This is a genomic window from Cellulomonas terrae (genome assembly GCF_007990265.1).
Classification (GTDB): domain Bacteria; phylum Actinomycetota; class Actinomycetes; order Actinomycetales; family Cellulomonadaceae; genus Cellulomonas; species Cellulomonas terrae.
In genome coordinates, this window is the sequence record NZ_BJWH01000007.1 from 25,652 (window position 1) to 41,090 (window position 15,439).

Annotated in this window: 17 protein-coding genes and 2 pseudogenes; 13 read left to right on the top strand and 6 right to left on the bottom strand. The window is 71.9% G+C overall.

The genetic code is table 11. The features are described 5' to 3' along the window. Positions 1 to 99 precede the first annotated feature (99 nt). From CTE05_RS08425 to CTE05_RS20725, 6 genes and pseudogenes are all read left to right on the top strand, one after another. Positions 100 to 816: an alpha/beta fold hydrolase gene (locus tag CTE05_RS08425; RefSeq protein WP_146845686.1), complete on the top strand. Its 717-nt coding sequence runs from the start codon at positions 100 to 102 to the stop codon at positions 814 to 816. Between the two features lie 108 nt (positions 817 to 924). Next, positions 925 to 2,073, top strand: a complete 1,149-nt coding sequence (locus tag CTE05_RS08430) for a DNA alkylation repair protein (RefSeq protein WP_186814795.1) — start codon at positions 925 to 927, stop codon at positions 2,071 to 2,073. Between the two features lie 13 nt (positions 2,074 to 2,086). Further along, on the top strand, positions 2,087 to 2,374 hold the full coding sequence (locus CTE05_RS08435; RefSeq protein ID WP_246123442.1) for an MGMT family protein: 288 nt from the start codon (positions 2,087 to 2,089) through the stop codon (positions 2,372 to 2,374). Positions 2,375 to 2,590: 216 nt separating this feature from the next. After that, a complete protein-coding gene (locus CTE05_RS08440) occupies positions 2,591 to 2,944 on the top strand; it encodes a hypothetical protein (protein WP_146845688.1) in 354 nt (117 codons plus the stop codon). Positions 2,945 to 3,084: 140 nt separating this feature from the next. Further along, positions 3,085 to 3,381 (top strand): annotated as a pseudogene (locus CTE05_RS20825) (SDR family NAD(P)-dependent oxidoreductase); the annotation flags it as partial. 34 nt (positions 3,382 to 3,415) lie between these two features. Then, positions 3,416 to 3,865, top strand: a pseudogene (locus CTE05_RS20725) (SDR family oxidoreductase); the annotation flags it as partial. 245 nt (positions 3,866 to 4,110) lie between these two features. Here the strand turns inward: CTE05_RS20725 and CTE05_RS08450 are convergent. Then, complete coding sequence (locus CTE05_RS08450; protein WP_146845689.1) at positions 4,111 to 4,314, bottom strand: hypothetical protein; 204 nt, start codon at positions 4,312 to 4,314, stop codon at positions 4,111 to 4,113. A 494-nt stretch (positions 4,315 to 4,808) separates the two neighbouring features. Between CTE05_RS08450 and CTE05_RS08455 the strand changes: the two genes are divergently transcribed. From CTE05_RS08455 to CTE05_RS08465, 3 genes are all read left to right on the top strand, one after another. Then, the gene (locus tag CTE05_RS08455; protein ID WP_146845690.1) at positions 4,809 to 5,447 is read left to right on the top strand and encodes a response regulator transcription factor; all 639 of its coding nucleotides are present in this window, start codon (positions 4,809 to 4,811) and stop codon (positions 5,445 to 5,447) included. Positions 5,448 to 5,522: 75 nt separating this feature from the next. Next, positions 5,523 to 6,989: a hypothetical protein gene (locus CTE05_RS08460; RefSeq protein WP_146845691.1), complete on the top strand. Its 1,467-nt coding sequence runs from the start codon at positions 5,523 to 5,525 to the stop codon at positions 6,987 to 6,989. Between the two features lie 14 nt (positions 6,990 to 7,003). Then, positions 7,004 to 7,405, top strand: a complete 402-nt coding sequence (locus tag CTE05_RS08465; protein ID WP_146845692.1) for a hypothetical protein — start codon at positions 7,004 to 7,006, stop codon at positions 7,403 to 7,405. Positions 7,406 to 7,511: 106 nt separating this feature from the next. On the opposite strand, the gene CTE05_RS08470 is transcribed toward CTE05_RS08465, so the two are convergent. Continuing rightward, positions 7,512 to 8,591 (bottom strand): lytic polysaccharide monooxygenase, encoded by a 1,080-nt coding sequence (locus CTE05_RS08470; RefSeq protein WP_146845693.1) that lies wholly within the window; start codon positions 8,589 to 8,591, stop codon positions 7,512 to 7,514. Positions 8,592 to 8,750: 159 nt separating this feature from the next. Here CTE05_RS08470 and CTE05_RS08475 point away from each other — a divergent pair, with 159 nt between their 5' ends. Both CTE05_RS08475 and CTE05_RS08480 read left to right on the top strand, forming a co-directional pair. Continuing rightward, entirely contained in the window at positions 8,751 to 9,893 is a 1,143-nt protein-coding gene (locus tag CTE05_RS08475; RefSeq protein WP_146845694.1) for a hypothetical protein, read from the top strand. 88 nt (positions 9,894 to 9,981) lie between these two features. Further along, positions 9,982 to 11,208 carry a GNAT family N-acetyltransferase gene (locus CTE05_RS08480; protein WP_146845695.1) on the top strand — a complete coding sequence of 409 codons (1,227 nt, stop codon included), beginning with the start codon at positions 9,982 to 9,984 and terminating at the stop codon, positions 11,206 to 11,208. Between the two features lie 52 nt (positions 11,209 to 11,260). On the opposite strand, the gene CTE05_RS08485 is transcribed toward CTE05_RS08480, so the two are convergent. Both CTE05_RS08485 and CTE05_RS08490 read right to left on the bottom strand, forming a co-directional pair. Continuing rightward, positions 11,261 to 12,433, bottom strand: a complete 1,173-nt coding sequence (locus CTE05_RS08485) for an FAD-dependent monooxygenase (RefSeq protein ID WP_146845696.1) — start codon at positions 12,431 to 12,433, stop codon at positions 11,261 to 11,263. Between the two features lie 49 nt (positions 12,434 to 12,482). Further along, complete coding sequence (locus CTE05_RS08490) at positions 12,483 to 12,842, bottom strand: MmcQ/YjbR family DNA-binding protein (RefSeq protein ID WP_146845697.1); 360 nt, start codon at positions 12,840 to 12,842, stop codon at positions 12,483 to 12,485. Positions 12,843 to 12,922: 80 nt separating this feature from the next. Between CTE05_RS08490 and CTE05_RS08495 the strand changes: the two genes are divergently transcribed. Both CTE05_RS08495 and CTE05_RS08500 read left to right on the top strand, forming a co-directional pair. Beyond that, the gene (locus tag CTE05_RS08495; protein WP_146845698.1) at positions 12,923 to 13,330 is read left to right on the top strand and encodes a VOC family protein; all 408 of its coding nucleotides are present in this window, start codon (positions 12,923 to 12,925) and stop codon (positions 13,328 to 13,330) included. A gap of 140 nt (positions 13,331 to 13,470) precedes the next feature. After that, positions 13,471 to 13,833 carry a hypothetical protein gene (locus CTE05_RS08500; RefSeq protein WP_146845699.1) on the top strand — a complete coding sequence of 121 codons (363 nt, stop codon included), beginning with the start codon at positions 13,471 to 13,473 and terminating at the stop codon, positions 13,831 to 13,833. Positions 13,834 to 13,890: 57 nt separating this feature from the next. Here the strand turns inward: CTE05_RS08500 and CTE05_RS08505 are convergent, their stop codons facing one another. Both CTE05_RS08505 and CTE05_RS08510 read right to left on the bottom strand, forming a co-directional pair. Then, complete coding sequence (locus tag CTE05_RS08505) at positions 13,891 to 14,481, bottom strand: hypothetical protein (RefSeq protein ID WP_146845700.1); 591 nt, start codon at positions 14,479 to 14,481, stop codon at positions 13,891 to 13,893. 216 nt (positions 14,482 to 14,697) lie between these two features. Then, positions 14,698 to 15,333: a DUF4126 domain-containing protein gene (locus CTE05_RS08510; RefSeq protein WP_146845701.1), complete on the bottom strand. Its 636-nt coding sequence runs from the start codon at positions 15,331 to 15,333 to the stop codon at positions 14,698 to 14,700. Positions 15,334 to 15,439: the final 106 nt, after the last annotated feature.

Sequence of the window (15,439 nt, forward strand, 5' to 3'; positions counted from 1 at the left end):
GTCTCGTACGGCGCACAAGAACTTCCAGAAGTACTGTCCCACAGGACAGTACTTCTGCTAGCGTCCTTCTCGTCACCCACTGTCGCAAAGGAGAAGAACATGAACAGCACCGCTTCGACCGTCAACGGCGTCCGCAACATCGTGCTCGTGCACGGCGCCTTCGCCGACGGCTCGGGCTGGCGGGGGGTCTACGACCTCCTCACCGCTCGGGGCTACCGCGTCAGCGTGGTGCAGAACCCGCTCACCTCGTTCGAGGACGACGTCGCCGCGACCCGCCGGGTCCTGGACCAGCAGGACGGCCCCACGATCCTCGTCGGGCACTCGTGGGGTGGCACCGTCATCACCGAGGTCGGCACCCACGACCGTGTCGCCGGGCTGGTCTACGTCGCCGCCCTCATCCCCGACAGCGGCCAGACGTCGGGACAGCAGTACGAAGGGTTCGCGGCCACCCCGGAGTTCGTCATCGACGTCGGCGAGGACGGCTTCGGGTTCCTGAACCGCGACGCGTTCCAGACGGGCTTCGCCGCCGATGTCGACGACGCCGAGGCGGCGTTCATGCGCGACACCCAGGTCCCGGTCAACCTGGCCGTCTTCGCCCAGCCCGTCACCGAGGCCGCATGGCACACCCGGCCGAGCTGGGCCGTCTACGGCGCCGAGGACAAGGCCTTCGACCAGGCGATGCTCCGCCACATGGCCGAGCGCGCGGGCGCCACCATCACGACCGTCGAGGGCAGTCACGCGGTCTACCTCACCCAGGCCCAGACCGTCGCCGACGTCATCGCCACCGCGGCGGAGAAGGCCTCCACCGCCCTGTGACCCACGCAGTGGCAGGCCGGCCGCGCTGGCGGCAGACCAGTCAGACCAGGCCGGCGCGGGAACCCGGAGCCCCGCGCCGGCCACGACCCAGGAGCAGCCATGGGAACCATGGACGAACTGATCGACCCCGTACTCGTGCGCAGGCTGCGCAGAGCTCTTGGCGGGGTACCCGCAGCCGCGCACGGTCGTGCGCTCGAGGAAGCGGAGAGCGCCGTGGTCGGTCGAAAGCTGAGGGAGCGCGTCGACCTGGTCCGCGACGCGATGCTGGACGACCTCCCCGACGACTTCACGACGACCGAGCAGATCGCTCGCGGCCTCCTGGAGCAGGCGGACTTCACGGGCTGGATGATCTGGCCGGCGTCCGAGTGGGTGGCGCGACGCGGGCTCGACAGTGGCTCGGAGCACGACTTCGACACGGCCATGGCGTTGTTGGCCGAGCTCACCGTCAGGCTCAGCAGCGAGTTCGCTGTGCGCGACCTCCTCGCCGCTCGGCCGGAGCGTGGCCTGCAGATCATGCGGACGTGGACGACGCACTCGGACGAGCACGTCCGGCGACTGGCGTCGGAAGGGTCCCGGGCCTACCTGCCCTGGGGGCGGCGCGTGCCGTGGCTGATCAGCCACCCCGGGGCGACCGGCGCCATCCTCGACACCCTCTACAGGGACGACAGCGAGTACGTCCGGCGCTCGGTCGCGAACCACCTCAACGACCTGAGCCGGGTGGACCCCGGAGTCGTGACGCGTCGGGCGGCACAGTGGGCCGGCCGCCCGGACAGCCACACACCATGGGTGCTCCGGCACGGTCTGCGCACCTTGGTCAAGAAGGCCGACCCGGCGGCGCTCGCACTCGTGGGCTTCACCGGCATGGACCTCGATGTCGGCCGTCCGAGACTGTCTGCACGGTCAGTCGCCTGGAACGGATCGCTGTCCTTCAGCGCGACCGTGACGAACAACGGGGAGCCGGAAGCCCGGGTGGCGATCGACTACTCCATCGGGTTCCGACGGGCCAACGGCACGACCAGTCCCACGACCTTCAAGCTGACGTCGCGTCGCCTCGCACCCGGGGAGAGCGTCGTCGTGACGAAGACCCATTCGCTGCGTCCGATCACCACGCGGGCCTACTACGCCGGCGAGCACTTCGTGACGGTGCAGGCCAACGGTGTGCAATCCGAGCAGACGCCCTTCATCCTCGAGCCGGCCGGGCTGGACACGGCGCAGCGGACGAGTCCGGAGCACGCAGCCGGAGCGAGTGATGGATAGCGTCACCGATCGCGTGGTCGAGGTCGTCGACTCGATACCGGAAGGACGCGTCATGACCTACGGCGCAGTCGCTCGCGTGGCCGGGACGGGCGCCCGTGCGGTCGGACGGGTGCTGCACGACGGCGGCCACGACATCCCGTGGTGGCGGGTCGTCGACGCCGGCGGAAGGCCGTACGGGGCCGCGACCGAGTACGTCCGGAAGCGCTTCTTGGAGGAGTCCACACCCCTCGACGTCGATCGCCGGGGCACGGTGGTCAACCTCGCCACAGCCTCATGGAGCCCCGATGAGCGACACGCCTGACCACGTGGACACCTGACCCACCACGACCTGGAGTCCTAGTCCCCGGACTCCGCCGCAGGCCATAGGCCGGACGCTGGGCCAGCGCGCGACGCGCTCGGCCGTCAGTGCTGGTCGTCATGCCCCCAGAGCGTCGACGCCGGACACACACGCCCGGGTCGTCGGAACCTGCTCGGACCGCTCGGTCCCGCAGCAACCACCAGTGAGAGGAACAGCACCATGAACGACAAGACCGCATTCGCGTGGGACCAGCTTTCTGAGGTCGTGGCGAACTACCTGCGCGCCCACGTCGCCCAGGACTTCGCCACGGCGGTGACCTACCTCCCGGAGGACGTCACCGTCCTCGACAACGGCGAGGTGCTCCAGGGTCGCGAGGAGACCTTCAGGCTCTTCGACAAGTCGGCGCAGGACTACGACGTGGAGACCACGCTCAACTCCATCTCAAGGCCGGCGGACGACCTGTGGGAGGTCGGCACGCACCTCTCAGGCAACTTCCCCGGCGGGGAGGTCGACCTCCGCATGATCTTCACCCTCGTCGACGGCGTGATCCAGAAGCTCGAGATCACCGTCTGACCGCGGTTCGGAGCCGTGGCCGTGGGACAGGCGAGCTCCCGGCCCGCAGGGGTCGGAAGCTCGCCCCGGCACCTGGCGCGGACCGCCAAGCACGTCACCAGAGGAACCCGATCAACGTCTCAAGGAGAAGCGGCATGTCCATGTCAGATCGCGACCGCCTCGACGGTCGTCGTGCACTCGTCACAGGCGGGTCCAAGGGAGCCGGGAAGGCCGTGGTGGAGCGGCTGCGCGAGATGGGCGCGGACGTGTGGACCACCGCGCGAACGATGCCCGATGCCTACGAGCGCCCCGACCGCTTCATCGCGGCCGACACCTCGACACCGGCCGGTGTACAGGACGTCGCGGACGTGCTCGCAGAGCACGGACCCCTCGGCATCCTGGTGCACGTCGTCGGCGGCTCGTCGACTCCCCCCGGCGGGTTCTCAGCAGCGAGCGAGGAGCAGTGGCTCGCCGAGCTGAAACCTCAACCTCCTCGGTGCGGTCCGCCTGGATCGCGCCCTCCTCCCTGCAATGGTCGAGGCCGGCTCGGGGGTGGTCATCCACGTCACGTCCATCCAGCGTCAGATGCCGCTGCACGACGCGACGCTGCCGTACGCGTCGGCCAAGGCGGCGTTGCGCACGTACAGCAAGGGGCTCGCCAACGAGCTGGCACCCAAGGGCGTGCGGGTCAACGCCGTCAGTCCCGGGGGGATCCAGACCGGGGCCTACCAGAACTTCGTCGACCTGCTCGCCGAGGGCAACAAGGTGACCCGAGACGAGGCCGAGCAGACGATCTTCGACTCCCTCGGCGGAGTACCGCTCGGGAGGTTCGCAAGGACGCAGGAGATCGCGGACCTCATCGGCTTCCTGGTCTCGGACCGTGCCTCGTCGATCGCCGGCGCCGAGTACGTCATCGACGGAGGAACCGTCCCCACCGTCTGAGCAGGCGCAGGTTCGACTTCGATGAAGTAGGGCGGCGGCACCGCCCCCTCGGTCCGATGTGGACTGGCTGGCTGCCAGTCAGGTCAAGCCGTCAGGGTGTGCCAGTCCTGCCGAGCTGCCCACTGCCCGAAGGACGTCGTGCTCAGGCTGTAGTCGACAGCGACCAAGAGGCCACGAACGCGCGGAGCGCGTCGTGACCTCTTGGTGCATTCCGGCCCGATGACGGGAGCGGGTGGTACGAGCCCCTACCGCCGGCGGGAGCTGCCCCCGCGCCCCCGCCAGCCGCCGTTCACCGGCGACGCGCCGCCGACGCCCCCCAGGTGCAGCGCGAGGAAGAACAGACCGGCAAACATCAGCGTCTGAGGGGTGAAAGCGTCCCCGAGGTTCGCCTCGACGAGGTCGAGGAGCAGGGCGAGGGCGAAGATCGCGGCAGCGACGAGCGCAAGCATGGGCACTCCAAGGTGAGGGGGTCCGGCGAGCCTGCCGGAGTGTCCGATACGTCCGATATTTCGGAAGCACCCGGATCATGGCGCACGGTCACGACGACCGCGAGTTGGAGGAGCGCTCACTCTGTCGGGCACAGGCCCGTGCGTCGACGTGCTCGTGTCGACCGTCCGCCTCATCGGCCACCTGAGCAGGTGTGGGACTGGGTCCACGTCAACGGTCAGCGGGTGGGCCGGCACGGTAGCGAGGTGCGGGGCTTCTACACCTGATCCCGAGCCAGGGAGGTGAGGGGGCGGCCGTGACGGCCGCCCCCTCACTCGTTTCGCGTCGCTGCGGGCGCCCGGGCACGTCTGCGCACGGCGTGTCAGGTCGTCGATGTTCTGCCCTGCCGGGCAGCCCTCGTGCCCGCTCCGGGCGTGTCGTCCGCACCGTCCGCGTTCCGGCGCGGCGGTCGGCGACGTTGTCGCAGGTGGGGGGCGCGAGGGGGGATCGTGACTTCGTGGCAGTGCTCGGCGGTGACGGCGTGCTGGGTGGTGCCCTCACCGCGGGCGTGCAGGCTGTCGGCTGGTGGACCGCGCGCGCCCTCTCCTGGGCCGACCTGCAGATGTCGGGGCACGTGCCGACCGCGGCGGGAGTCCTGCTCGTCGCGGCCCGGGGCGCCCTGCCGGGCGGGCCGCCGCCGCACCACGTCGGCGACGCACCGGTCCTCGTCCTCGGGCGACGGTCGGATGCCGCGCTGCTGGCCCGCGGCATCGACCGCGGCGCCGCTGCGGCGGTGTGCACCGATGCGCCGGTGCAGGACGTCGTCGCGCGCGTCGACCTGCTGCTGCGGGACCCGCGCGCCCGCGGCGACCGGACCGGTGCCGCAGCCCGGCTGCGCCAGCACGCGCGGGACGCGCGCCTGTTCGCGGCCCTGACCCGCCGTGAGGTCGACGTGCTCGTCGAGATGCTGCGCGGGCTCCCGGCGGCGGCCATCGCGGAGGCGCACAGCGTGTCGCTGCCCACGGTGCGCAGCCACATCGCGTCGATCCTCAGCAAGCTCCACGTCTCGTCCCAGCTCGCGGCGGTCGCCCTGGCGCACCGGGCGTGCGACCTGCCGGCCGTGGTCGGGCAGAGACCGCAGTTTCATCAATTCTGACGAGGTTCCCGGCCGCGCCCCCCGGCAGCGTGGACGTCGCAGTACCCGACGTCCGACCAAGCAGGGGAGCAACTCATGACCGACAGCACCGGGGGCGAGCAGTTCTACTCCGCCCTCCAGTCCAAGGCGATGGCCGCCGTGCAGAACACCTTCAAGTCGACGCTGTACCCGGTGCAGTACCCGGCGCAGGGCGACTTCGCGTGGAACTGGCAGAACGCCAACCAGGTCTTCAACGACCGCACCTACGGCTACGCCAACGTGCTCGTCCAGCCGGGCGACATCGACGGGACGGTGCAGCTGTCCCCGGCTGGCGGCTTCGCCAACGCGTACGTGGGGCTGCTCAACGACCTGGTCTTCCAGCTGAGCAGCACCGACCAGGCCAAGCTGACGGCCGCGCAGTCCAACGCGACGGTGCAGGCCGGCACGATCGTCAGCGACTACCAGACGATCTACGGCCCGATCACCGACGCGCAGCGCGCCGCGGTGGGGGCGCCGACCAAGCAGGACTACGTGATCGGGTACGTGCTCGGCTCGCAGTGGAGCGGGTCGGCGAAGCCGCTGACGTACACGCAGATGGCGTCGGCACGGAACCTGAAGGTCCTGCTGCCGCTGGCACCGGCGTCGGCGGACCAGATCATCACCGACGTCGCCGTGTACCTCAACCTCATGCAGCCGGTGAACGGCCTGCAGGACCAGCTGCTCAACGGCGCGTGGACGCTGGCGCAGCTCAAGGCCAACACCACCGGCCCGACCGCGACGAACGGCGGCATGCAGACGTTCGACCCGAACAGCGGCGCCACGCTCGGGTGGAACGTCGGCTGGTCTGTCGGCTCGTCGGTCGCGTCGATCAACAACGACCTCGCCAACACGGGCCGCACCATCGAGATCGACCTGACGACGACGTCGTCGAGCGACAACACGCTCGGCGTGAACGTCGACGGGCAGGTCGGCTTCTCGGTCGGCTCGTGGCTGGAGTTCAGCACCGAGGCCAGCGCGTCCTACGACATGTCCCGGACGTCGGGCACCAGCACCGAGTGCTCGGTGTCGATCGTGTACGCGGGCTACTCGATGGTGCCGCTCGCGCCGACGCCGTGGCAGCAGGCGACGAACGTCGGGTTCTACGCGACCGACCCGGTCGCGCAGGCCGTCGCGAACTCCGGGCAGGACGTCACCGGGTTCCAGTTCCTGTCCGACCCGCCGTACCGGCTCGGGTCGGTCGCGGACGGTGGCAACTTCGGCGTGCTCACCAACCTGCTCATCGCGAACTTCCCGACGATCACCATCACCTACGAGCACGCGGACTACGCCACGTTCGCGCAGTCGTGGGACGAGAAGGTCAGCGGCAACCTCACGCTGTTCGGCTTCATCAAGCTCGGCAGCTTCTCGCAGGGCGCGTACGGCAGCACGGTGACGAGCAGCACGGACAACAGCTCGTTCACCATCACGTTCAGTGCGTCGCCGGAGGTCACCTCCGTCCCGCAGAACCTCAAGACCGCGTACGTCGTCGGTGCCGCGGTCGCCAACCCCGGCGTCACCCACTGAGGAAGGAGCGGACCATGGCGATCCAGACAGCGCAGGGCGGGGTCATGAACAACCCGCTGCCGATCGGCGGTGCCGGCGTGCACGCCGGTGCGGTCGCGGTCATCAACCAGCTCACCTACGGGCACCTGTGGGGTGGCGCGGGCGGGCTGATCCCCGGGCACGTGCACCTCGACCTGCAGGGCTACACGGGTGCGGGGTGGATGAACCTCCAGGTGCAGGTCGGTGGCGGGCACTCGACGGTCGCGACGGCGCTCGTCGCGCCGACCGTGCAGTCCATCGCGACGCCCGGGGCACGTCGCAACGCGCAGCAGATCGAGATCGTGCGCAAGATCAAGAGCGCGCTGTTCGACAGCCTGAACGACTACGAGAACGCCAACCCGCACAACTGGGACGTCACGGGGGCTCCGTCCTCCTGACCGCCCCGCCCGGGCGACGCCGTCCAGGCAGCACAAGGGCCGACGGCACCGGGAACCCACCCGGTGCCGTCGGCCTCGTGCCGTCGTCACACCCGCCCGACGGGCGTCAGAGCGCCGTGCAGGCGAGGGCCGGGCTGCCGTTGCTGCCCGACCACGACCCGTTGAACCCGAAGGTCGTGCTGGCGCTCGCTGCCAGGCGGCCGTTGTAGGTCAGGTTGCTCGCCGTGGTCGTGGACCCGCTGGAGGTCGCACCGGCGTTCCAGATGTTCGTGACGCGCTGGCCGTCGGGCCACGTCAGGGACACCCGCCAGCCCGTGATCGCGGCCGTGCCCGCGGTGACCTTGACCTCGCCGCTGAAGCCGCCGCCCCACTCACCGTGCTTCGCGTAGCTGGCGGTGCATCCACCAGCGCCGGTCGGCGTCGGCGTCGGCGTGGCCGTCGGCGTCGGGGTCGCCGTGGGGGTCACGGTGGGCGTCGGCGTAGCAGTCGGTGTGGGCGTCGGGGTCGGGGTGGGCGTGGTCCCGCCGCCGAGCTGGATGTCGCTGCACTGGTAGTACGGCTGGTCCAGGTGGCTGGCCTGCCAGATGGTGAAGAGGACGTGGTGGCCCGTGCGGTCGCGCGGGATGCTCACGTCGGTGACGTACGGGCTGGACGGGGCGTACCGGCCGGTCGTCTTGACGAGCTCCAGGTCGGACCAGGCGAGCCGCTCGGTGGTGGCGTCGTAGCCCTGCTTCGTGACGTAGATCTTCAGGTAGTCCGCGCCGTGGTTCGACGGGTCGGTCAGCGTCAGCGGGAAGTCGTACGGCTTCGCGATGGTCTTCCAGGGGCCGGGGACGTCGGCGGCGGCGTAGATGGGGTTGTCGGCGGAGCAGAGCTTGCCGTCCGGGACCGACTGCTCGTGGCGGCCCGCGGCGCCCTCCTTGAAGATGCCGTTCCAGTTCCACATGGCGTTGGGGTTCGCCTGCCACGCGGCCCAGCACGCGGGGTCCTGCGTCGCCATCGCGGGGTTGGTGTGGGCCGAGCTCCACCGTTCCCAGCAGCCGTAGATGCGGGTGGGGGGGTCGGTCACTGCGCCGTGGGCTGACGCCGGTGTGGCCAGGACGGTGATGCCCACGAGCGTCGCGGCGGCGAGCGCGAGCGTGGACGTGGCGGCGGTCAGTCGGCGGAGCGGTGAGATGCGGGTCATGGGTCCCTCTCCAGGGCTAGGGCTGCCGAGATGTACACGCACCCTCCGGTGCGGTGTCCGGCCTGACAACGACCCGAACCGTTTCGAGGGGCGGTTGCCCGGCCCTTCGGGGTCCGCGCGACGGCCGGGACGGAAGCGGGCGGGCTCTACGGTGGGACCGTGATCGAGCGCGCCGACGTGATGGTCGGTCCCCGTGGGCGACGTCTGTGCCTGGAGATCGCGGCGGCCCTCGCTCGTGCATCCGGCGCCCCGGAGGGGGACGAGTATCTCCGTGCCGCCCTCGTCGCGGCGTACCACCTCGATCCGGGTGCGGGCACCGCTCGGGTGATCCTGCGAGCGTCGGCCGACGAACCGGACGAGCCGGACCCGAGCCCCAGGCCCGCGGACGTCGCACGCCTCTTGAGCGCCACACCTCTGGACGGGCTCGACGCCGACGTCCTGCTGGTCGGGTTGCGGGCCGCGGTCGACAACGCGCGGTACTGGCAGGAGCCCGACGGCGAGGACGTGCTGGCTGCCACCCCGCAGGTGCGCGCCGCGCTCGCCCGGGTCGCCGCCACCGTCGCTTCGTCCGGACGGGCCGCGTGGTGGGTGTCCCCGGTCGAGCGCACGGCGCAGGCGAGCGTGGTCTTCGACGACCCGGCGTCGCCGGTGCAGCCCTCGGACGAGACTGCCTCCGTGATCCTGTCGCGCTGGCGAGACCGCACGCTCGAGGAAGAGGCCAGGGCGCAGCGGGAACGACCTGCCGATCCCGGTGCCGCCTGGAGCGGGACGTGGTGGTCCACACCGCCGCGCGAGCTGACGCGGACCACGCGTCGGCTCGGCGCGCACGGGCCGGTCGGTCTGTGGTTGGTCGAGGACGCCTACGGCTGGGACCGGGCATCGGTGCGAGCGGTCGACGTGCCTGCGGAGGCGCGCGTCTACGAGGTGGACGGGGCGGAGGCGTGGTCCGGCCTGTGTCGCCGCTTCCCGCTCGAGGTCACCGCATCACGGCGTCACGACTGGTTCCGCACCACCGGTGCTGCCGACCGGTGGGTGATCCCTGACTGGGTGCGCGTGGCCGACGAGTTCGACGCGGTCCACGTGACCGTGACCGGCTATCTCACGACTGCCGGTCGACCCGTGCCGGTCGGGGAGGACACCAGCTCCGTCCTGGCGGGCTGGAGCCCGGACGAGACGTACTGGCTCGCAGACCCGCCACCCGCGGCTGAGCCGCACGAGCGATGGCGCCGCGTCGACGACGACACGTGGCACGACGAGGGCATGCACGACCGCGGGGGCGGCTTGCGGGCCGGTGCCGGGTGACCGCGAGCCTGACGGGCCCGGCCGGCGATGCCACCAGGTTCGACAATCGGCTGGACCCGGCACCGGAGAGAGGGCGAGGCTGCGGACCATGACGACGATGCCCGGCGGGCTCGAGCTCCGCACGGCCCGACCGTCCGACCTCGACCAGATCGGTTCGCTGCTCGTCGAACGCGGCGAGGAGCCGGACGCGCTGGACCACCGGCTCGTCGTGGAGGGCGAGCTCGGCTGGGACGCGTGCGCCGTCGTCGTGGACGGCGACCGCGTGGTCTCGACGGCGACCCTGCTCGACGAGACGGTCCGGGTGGGCGACGTCGTGCTCCCGGCGGGTCAGGTCGAGCTGGTGGCCACCGACACCGAGTACGAGGGCCGGGGACTGGTCCGGGCGCTGATGGGCTGGGCGCACGACCGCTCGCGGGACCGCGGGCACGTGCTCCAGGTCATGATCGGGATCCCGTACTTCTACCGGCTCTTCGGCTACGAGTACGCGATCGACATCCCCCGGGCACGAGGGCTGCGCGAGTCATCGCCACCCGGGGACCGCGAGCCTGCGTCGTCGCCCGGCGACGCACCGGCCGGATCGATCCTGCGCGAGGCGACGGCGGCGGACGTCCCGACCCTCGTCGCGCTGCAGGAGGCGGCTCAGGCCCCGTACGACGTGGCGATGCCGCACCCGGAGGAACGCTGGCGCTGGCTGCTCGCGCACGAGGGCAGCACGACGCGGGTCCTCGAGCGAGACGGCGTCGTCGTCGCCTCCGCGCGGACCGGCCCACCGGACGAGGGGCTGCTCGTCGCGGAGGCGACCGCGGCGGACACCACGGCGGCGCACGACCTCCTCGACGCCCTGCGGGGTCTCGGCGAGCCGCTGACGATCGTGCACCGGCCGCTCACGACGCCGGGACGGGCCTGGGCGGAGCTCCTCGAACCCGGCGGGACCGACGCGACGCAGTACTACGTGCGGCTGGAGCGCCCCGAGCTGGTGCTGGACGCGCTGCGTCCGGTGCTCACCGCGCGCCTGCGCGCAGCCGGCCTCGGCCGGGAGGTCGTGATCTCGACGTTCGGCCGCCACTACCGGCTGCCGTGGACCACGGACGCCGGGCTCGGCCGAGTCGAGGTCGGCGGCCCCATGCAGGCGCCGGGGGTGGCCGGCGGCGCGGGCGTCGCCCCCGACCGCCTTCCCGCGCTGCTCCTCGGTCACCTCGGCATCCAGGGGCTCGAGCGGCTCTACCCGGACGTCTACGCACCGGACGCGGAGTTCTTCGGTGCCCTGTTCCCGCCTCTGACCGCCGACCTCCTCACCTACTACCTCCCCTGGTGACCCGGCGGCGGCGTCGCCACTCGAGCTTGCCCTGACGGGTTCGTCGTCCGAGTCAGGCCGGGGGGTGCCAGCCGACGACGTCCTGGAGGCGGCGTTCCATCAGTGGCCCGGCGAAGCGGCCTGCGACGCGCATGCCGAGGTCTCGCAGGGCGACCGCGGTGCCTGACGTCCACGTGGTCGGGCCGCTGATCTGGGCGGACATCCTCGCGATGCGGGTGGTCCGCGGCAGGCGTGCTGCCGAGTACGCGGCGAGCCCGGTGCCGAGAGGGGCGTCGTCGACGGCCGCAGCCAGGACGACCGCGTCCTCCAGCGCCTGGCAGCCTCCCTGGCCGAGGTTGGGCGGCATCGCGTGGGCGGCATCCCCGAGGAGGGCGACGCGGCCGACGTCGAACCGGGGCAGGGGTGTCGCGAGCCACCGCAGGTCGTGGTGCAGCACCGCGGCGGCGTCCAGGTCGGCGAGCAGGTCAGGGAGCGGCGCGTGCCAGCCCCCGAAGCGTCGACGGAGCTCACCGGCCTCGTCGTCGAACCGGGTGCCTTCAGGCAGCACGGCCGTCAGGTAGCAGTACACCCGGCCGTCGGCGAGCGGCGTCAGCCCGACGATCGACCCGCGCCCCCACGTCTCCGCAGGCTCGACACCGCCCGGCGGTGCGGCCGCGACGAACCGCCAGGCCGTCACGCCCGTGTACGTCGGCCCGGGGTGGTCGGGGAAGAGGGTGTGGCGGGTCGGTGAGTCGATGCCGTCGGCAGCGACGACGAGGTCCGCCGGCAGGTCGGCAGGCGGGTCACCGGCGCGCCCGGCGACCGAGACGACCGCGCTCGCGCCACCCGGTACGCCCGGTGCGACGGAGGTGACCTCCTCCCCGAGCCGGAGCGCGCCCGCCGGCAGGGCAGCGGCGAGCAGGTCGACGAGCTGCGAACGGTGCAGCACCACGGCGGTGTCCCCGAGCCGCTCTCCCGTGGCCGTGACGTCGGCGCGGACCAGCCAGTGCCCGTCCGGTCGACGCAGTCCTACCTCGCCGCTCAGCCGCGCCATCCCGCGCACGGCGTCTCCGACACCGAGGGCATCCAGGGCCCGGAGCGCGTTCGGTGCCAGCGCGATCCCCGCCCCGACCGGCTCGAGCGACGACGCGCGTTCGTGCACCGTCACCGACCAACCGCGGCGTGCGAGCGCCACCCCGGCCGCGAGGCCTCCGATCCCTGCACCGAGCACCACCGCAGACGTCATGCGGCACAGTCTGCCGCGGGGACGCACCGGCTCGGTCCCACGCTCGGGCTCAGCCTGGCCCCGCCGGGTGGGCGAGATCGTAGGCCCGGGCGACCTTCTGCGGGACGACCATGCGCCAGGCGTCGACGACGAGCTCGCGCGCCTCGGCAGGATCCAGCGCAGCGAGGTCGGCGTGCACCCAGCTGAACCGCAGGTCGGACTCGCTCGGCAGCTGGAACTTCCGTGGGTCGCCCGCCACGAGCCCTGCCCGCTCCTCCCTCGGGAAGGCGAAGCCCATGACTCGCTCGTCGAGCGAGAAGGCGACGTAGACCAGCTGCCTGACGCGGAACTTCAGGCGGCCGCGCACGTAGACCGGGGAGGACCGCTCCAGCTCCGTACCCAGCCGACGGACATCCTCGAGGACGGCCACTCTTCATGGTCACACACCGGCGGTGGTCGGGAGGAGGTGGCCCTTGTGCACGAGCGCGCCAGGCTGGGAGCGTCGGAACCATGGATGACCAGCAGGTCGCTGCCGCTCTGTACGGCTACCTCAGCTATCAGGACGCCCCAGGAGCAATCGCGTGGCTGGAAGCGCTCGGCTTCCGGGTGGTGCGTCGCCAGGACGGGAGTGGCGGCACCGTGCAGCACGCCGAGCTGCGGCTCGACCGTGCAGTCGTGATGGTGGCGAGCCTCGACCAGGACGACGAGACACCAGGACTGCGCGACAGGTCGGTGGGGCGGGGTCTGTACCTCCACACCGATCGGGTCGACGACCTCTACGACAAGGCGCTCGCCGCGGGCGGCCACCCGGTGTTCCCGCCCGAGGACACCGAGTGGGGGTCGCGCCGAGCGCGGGTCCTTGATCCGGGGGGTCACGAGTGGTCGTTCGGCACCTACGAGCCCGGACGTGCCTGGTAGCCGGACGTACCGCGTACCGCGTGCCGCTCGTCCCCGGCGTCGCAGCAGCAGCCCGGTGTCCGATGTCGCCGCGCGCCTCGCGCTCGCGCACGACATCATGCGGGTGCACGCATCTACGACAACGGAACACGAGGAGCGGGATGACGTCTCGGAAGAATGTCCTGGTCAGTGCACTCGTCACGGCGACGGTGGCCGCCACCCTGGGCGCGGTCGGCGCCGCACCCGCACAGGCGGACACGTGCGGACACATGACGCCGAACAGGTCGGGTGGGTCGGCCGAGGTCCAGATCGACGCGCCGATGCGCTCGGGCCCCTACGCCAGCTGTGGGGTCCTCGACCGGGCCGGTCTCACCGTCTCCCAGTACGTCGCGCTGGACTGTTGGATGACGAACGCCCACGGCAACATCTGGTGGGCGGTCAACACGTACAACGGCCACCGCTGGGTCTACAACGAGAACTTCTACGGCACCCCGCCCGCACGCTCGGCTGCGACCCGCTGCTGACGCGGTAGCGGTGCCGGGCCTGCCGCTCGAGGCTGGTCCGGCACCGCCCGCGCGGGGTCAGGAGACGGGGGTGCCGCTCGGGGCGATCGGGAGTGCCTGTCCGTTGCGGAGCATGGTGCCGGCGGTCGCCTTGGCCTCGCCGACGTCCACGTTCCACAGCGCCGCGAGCGTGACGCCGTCGTCACCCGTGTAGCCCGCGTCCCAGAACGCGTTCAGCTCCAGCATCGCGATGGTGTCGGGATCCGTGAGGTCGAGAGAGGACCCCGGCGCGACCGGCACGGGCTGCCCGTCGAGCAGCAGCTGCCCGGCCCGCCCCTTCGCCTCGAGGATGTCGAGGTTCCAGAGCGCGGCGAGCGCGAACGCGTCCTCCAGGTAGTAGCCCGCGTCCCAGAACGCGTCGGCCCGCTCCTGCGTGTACTCGTCCGGCCCTGCGAGGACGTCCGCCGCCGTCGGGTCGTCCGTCGCCGGGACGGCGTCGTCCACCGGCGCCGGTGGGGCGGCGTCACCCGCCGTGACCTCAGCGGCCGGCCGGTCGGCGGTCGCGAGCGCGTAGGCGACTCCGGTCGCCCCGACCGTGAGGGTCACCGCGACGACCCCGACGGCAGCCGTGCGGCGCGAGGAGCCGGTGGTGCTCGTGCGCGGGTTCATCGGGCCTCCGAGGAGCTCGTGGGTGTCGACGTCCCGGGGACCGTCGAGTGCCGCGTGACGCTGCCCGTCGACGTCAGCGGCCGGCCGAGCGCTCGCCACGCTAGACCGCGGGCGGCCCCGACACGCGGGAAACGCGGGACGGACCGGCGCCAGTCCCGGAGGTGGTCCCCGAAGGGCCCGGGACGCGGGCTCGATCGCCCGTCCGCCGTCCTGCGGCTAGGGGGCGCCGGCCGGCGGTGGGGGCGGTGCGACGTCGGGTGACGTCTCCCGCGCTGCCGCGCCACGTCGGCGTCGTGCGCGGAAGCGGAACCACACGATCACGAGCCCGACGAGCGCGACCAGGACCAGCAGAGGCGCGAGGATCGCCGCGAACGACAGCCCGACGCTCGTCGCGTCCTCGACGGTGCTCGCCACGGGCGCCCCGGCGCCGAGCGTCGTGGCGTTGACGACGGGCCGCACGGTGGCCTTCGCGCCGTGCACGACGAGGGCCATGACGATCCCCACGACGACCGGGACCCACTGCCCGGACTCGACGAACGCCTGGGGATCCGTGACGACGGCGGTCTGCGAGCTCGAGCCGGCACCGAACGCGATGCCGCCCGCGACGGGCCGGACGACGGTCTGCACGATGTCGTTGACGCTGTCGACGCCGGGGATCTTGTCGGCGACGACCTCGAGCGCCAGGAGCACTGCCAGCACGGCGAGCACCCACCCGTTCTCGAGCCACTCCCACCCTGCAGGCAGGTTCATCAGGTCCGTCCACCGCGCGAGCGCGCCGATGACCAGCAGGGGGATGTACGCGTTCAGACCGGCCGCGGTGGCCAGTCCGGTGCCGGTGAGCGCCTCGAGCATGCGGCGATCATCGCACTGCGGCTCCAGTGGCGGACGGGGCTGCGTGGGCCGTTTCGTGCTCGGGGCGGCGTGGATCGGCCTAGCCTGCGGGGGGACGGTCGCCCGA

Bases quoted from the DNA above. Each gene is read 5' to 3' on its own strand.
- CTE05_RS08425 (WP_146845686.1), top strand. From the start codon at position 100: ATGAACAGCACCGCTTCGACCGTCAACGGCGTCCGCAACATCGTGCTC.
- CTE05_RS08430 (WP_186814795.1), top strand. From the start codon at position 925: ATGGACGAACTGATCGACCCCGTACTCGTGCGCAGGCTGCGCAGAGCT.
- CTE05_RS08440 (WP_146845688.1), top strand. From the start codon at position 2,591: ATGAACGACAAGACCGCATTCGCGTGGGACCAGCTTTCTGAGGTCGTG.
- CTE05_RS08450 (WP_146845689.1), bottom strand. From the start codon at position 4,314: ATGCTTGCGCTCGTCGCTGCCGCGATCTTCGCCCTCGCCCTGCTCCTC.
- CTE05_RS08460 (WP_146845691.1), top strand. From the start codon at position 5,523: ATGACCGACAGCACCGGGGGCGAGCAGTTCTACTCCGCCCTCCAGTCC.
- CTE05_RS08465 (WP_146845692.1), top strand. From the start codon at position 7,004: ATGGCGATCCAGACAGCGCAGGGCGGGGTCATGAACAACCCGCTGCCG.
- CTE05_RS08470 (WP_146845693.1), bottom strand. From the start codon at position 8,591: ATGACCCGCATCTCACCGCTCCGCCGACTGACCGCCGCCACGTCCACG.
- CTE05_RS08480 (WP_146845695.1), top strand. From the start codon at position 9,982: ATGACGACGATGCCCGGCGGGCTCGAGCTCCGCACGGCCCGACCGTCC.
- CTE05_RS08485 (WP_146845696.1), bottom strand. From the start codon at position 12,433: ATGACGTCTGCGGTGGTGCTCGGTGCAGGGATCGGAGGCCTCGCGGCC.
- CTE05_RS08495 (WP_146845698.1), top strand. From the start codon at position 12,923: ATGGATGACCAGCAGGTCGCTGCCGCTCTGTACGGCTACCTCAGCTAT.
- CTE05_RS08500 (WP_146845699.1), top strand. From the start codon at position 13,471: ATGACGTCTCGGAAGAATGTCCTGGTCAGTGCACTCGTCACGGCGACG.
- CTE05_RS08505 (WP_146845700.1), bottom strand. From the start codon at position 14,481: ATGAACCCGCGCACGAGCACCACCGGCTCCTCGCGCCGCACGGCTGCC.
- CTE05_RS08510 (WP_146845701.1), bottom strand. From the start codon at position 15,333: ATGCTCGAGGCGCTCACCGGCACCGGACTGGCCACCGCGGCCGGTCTG.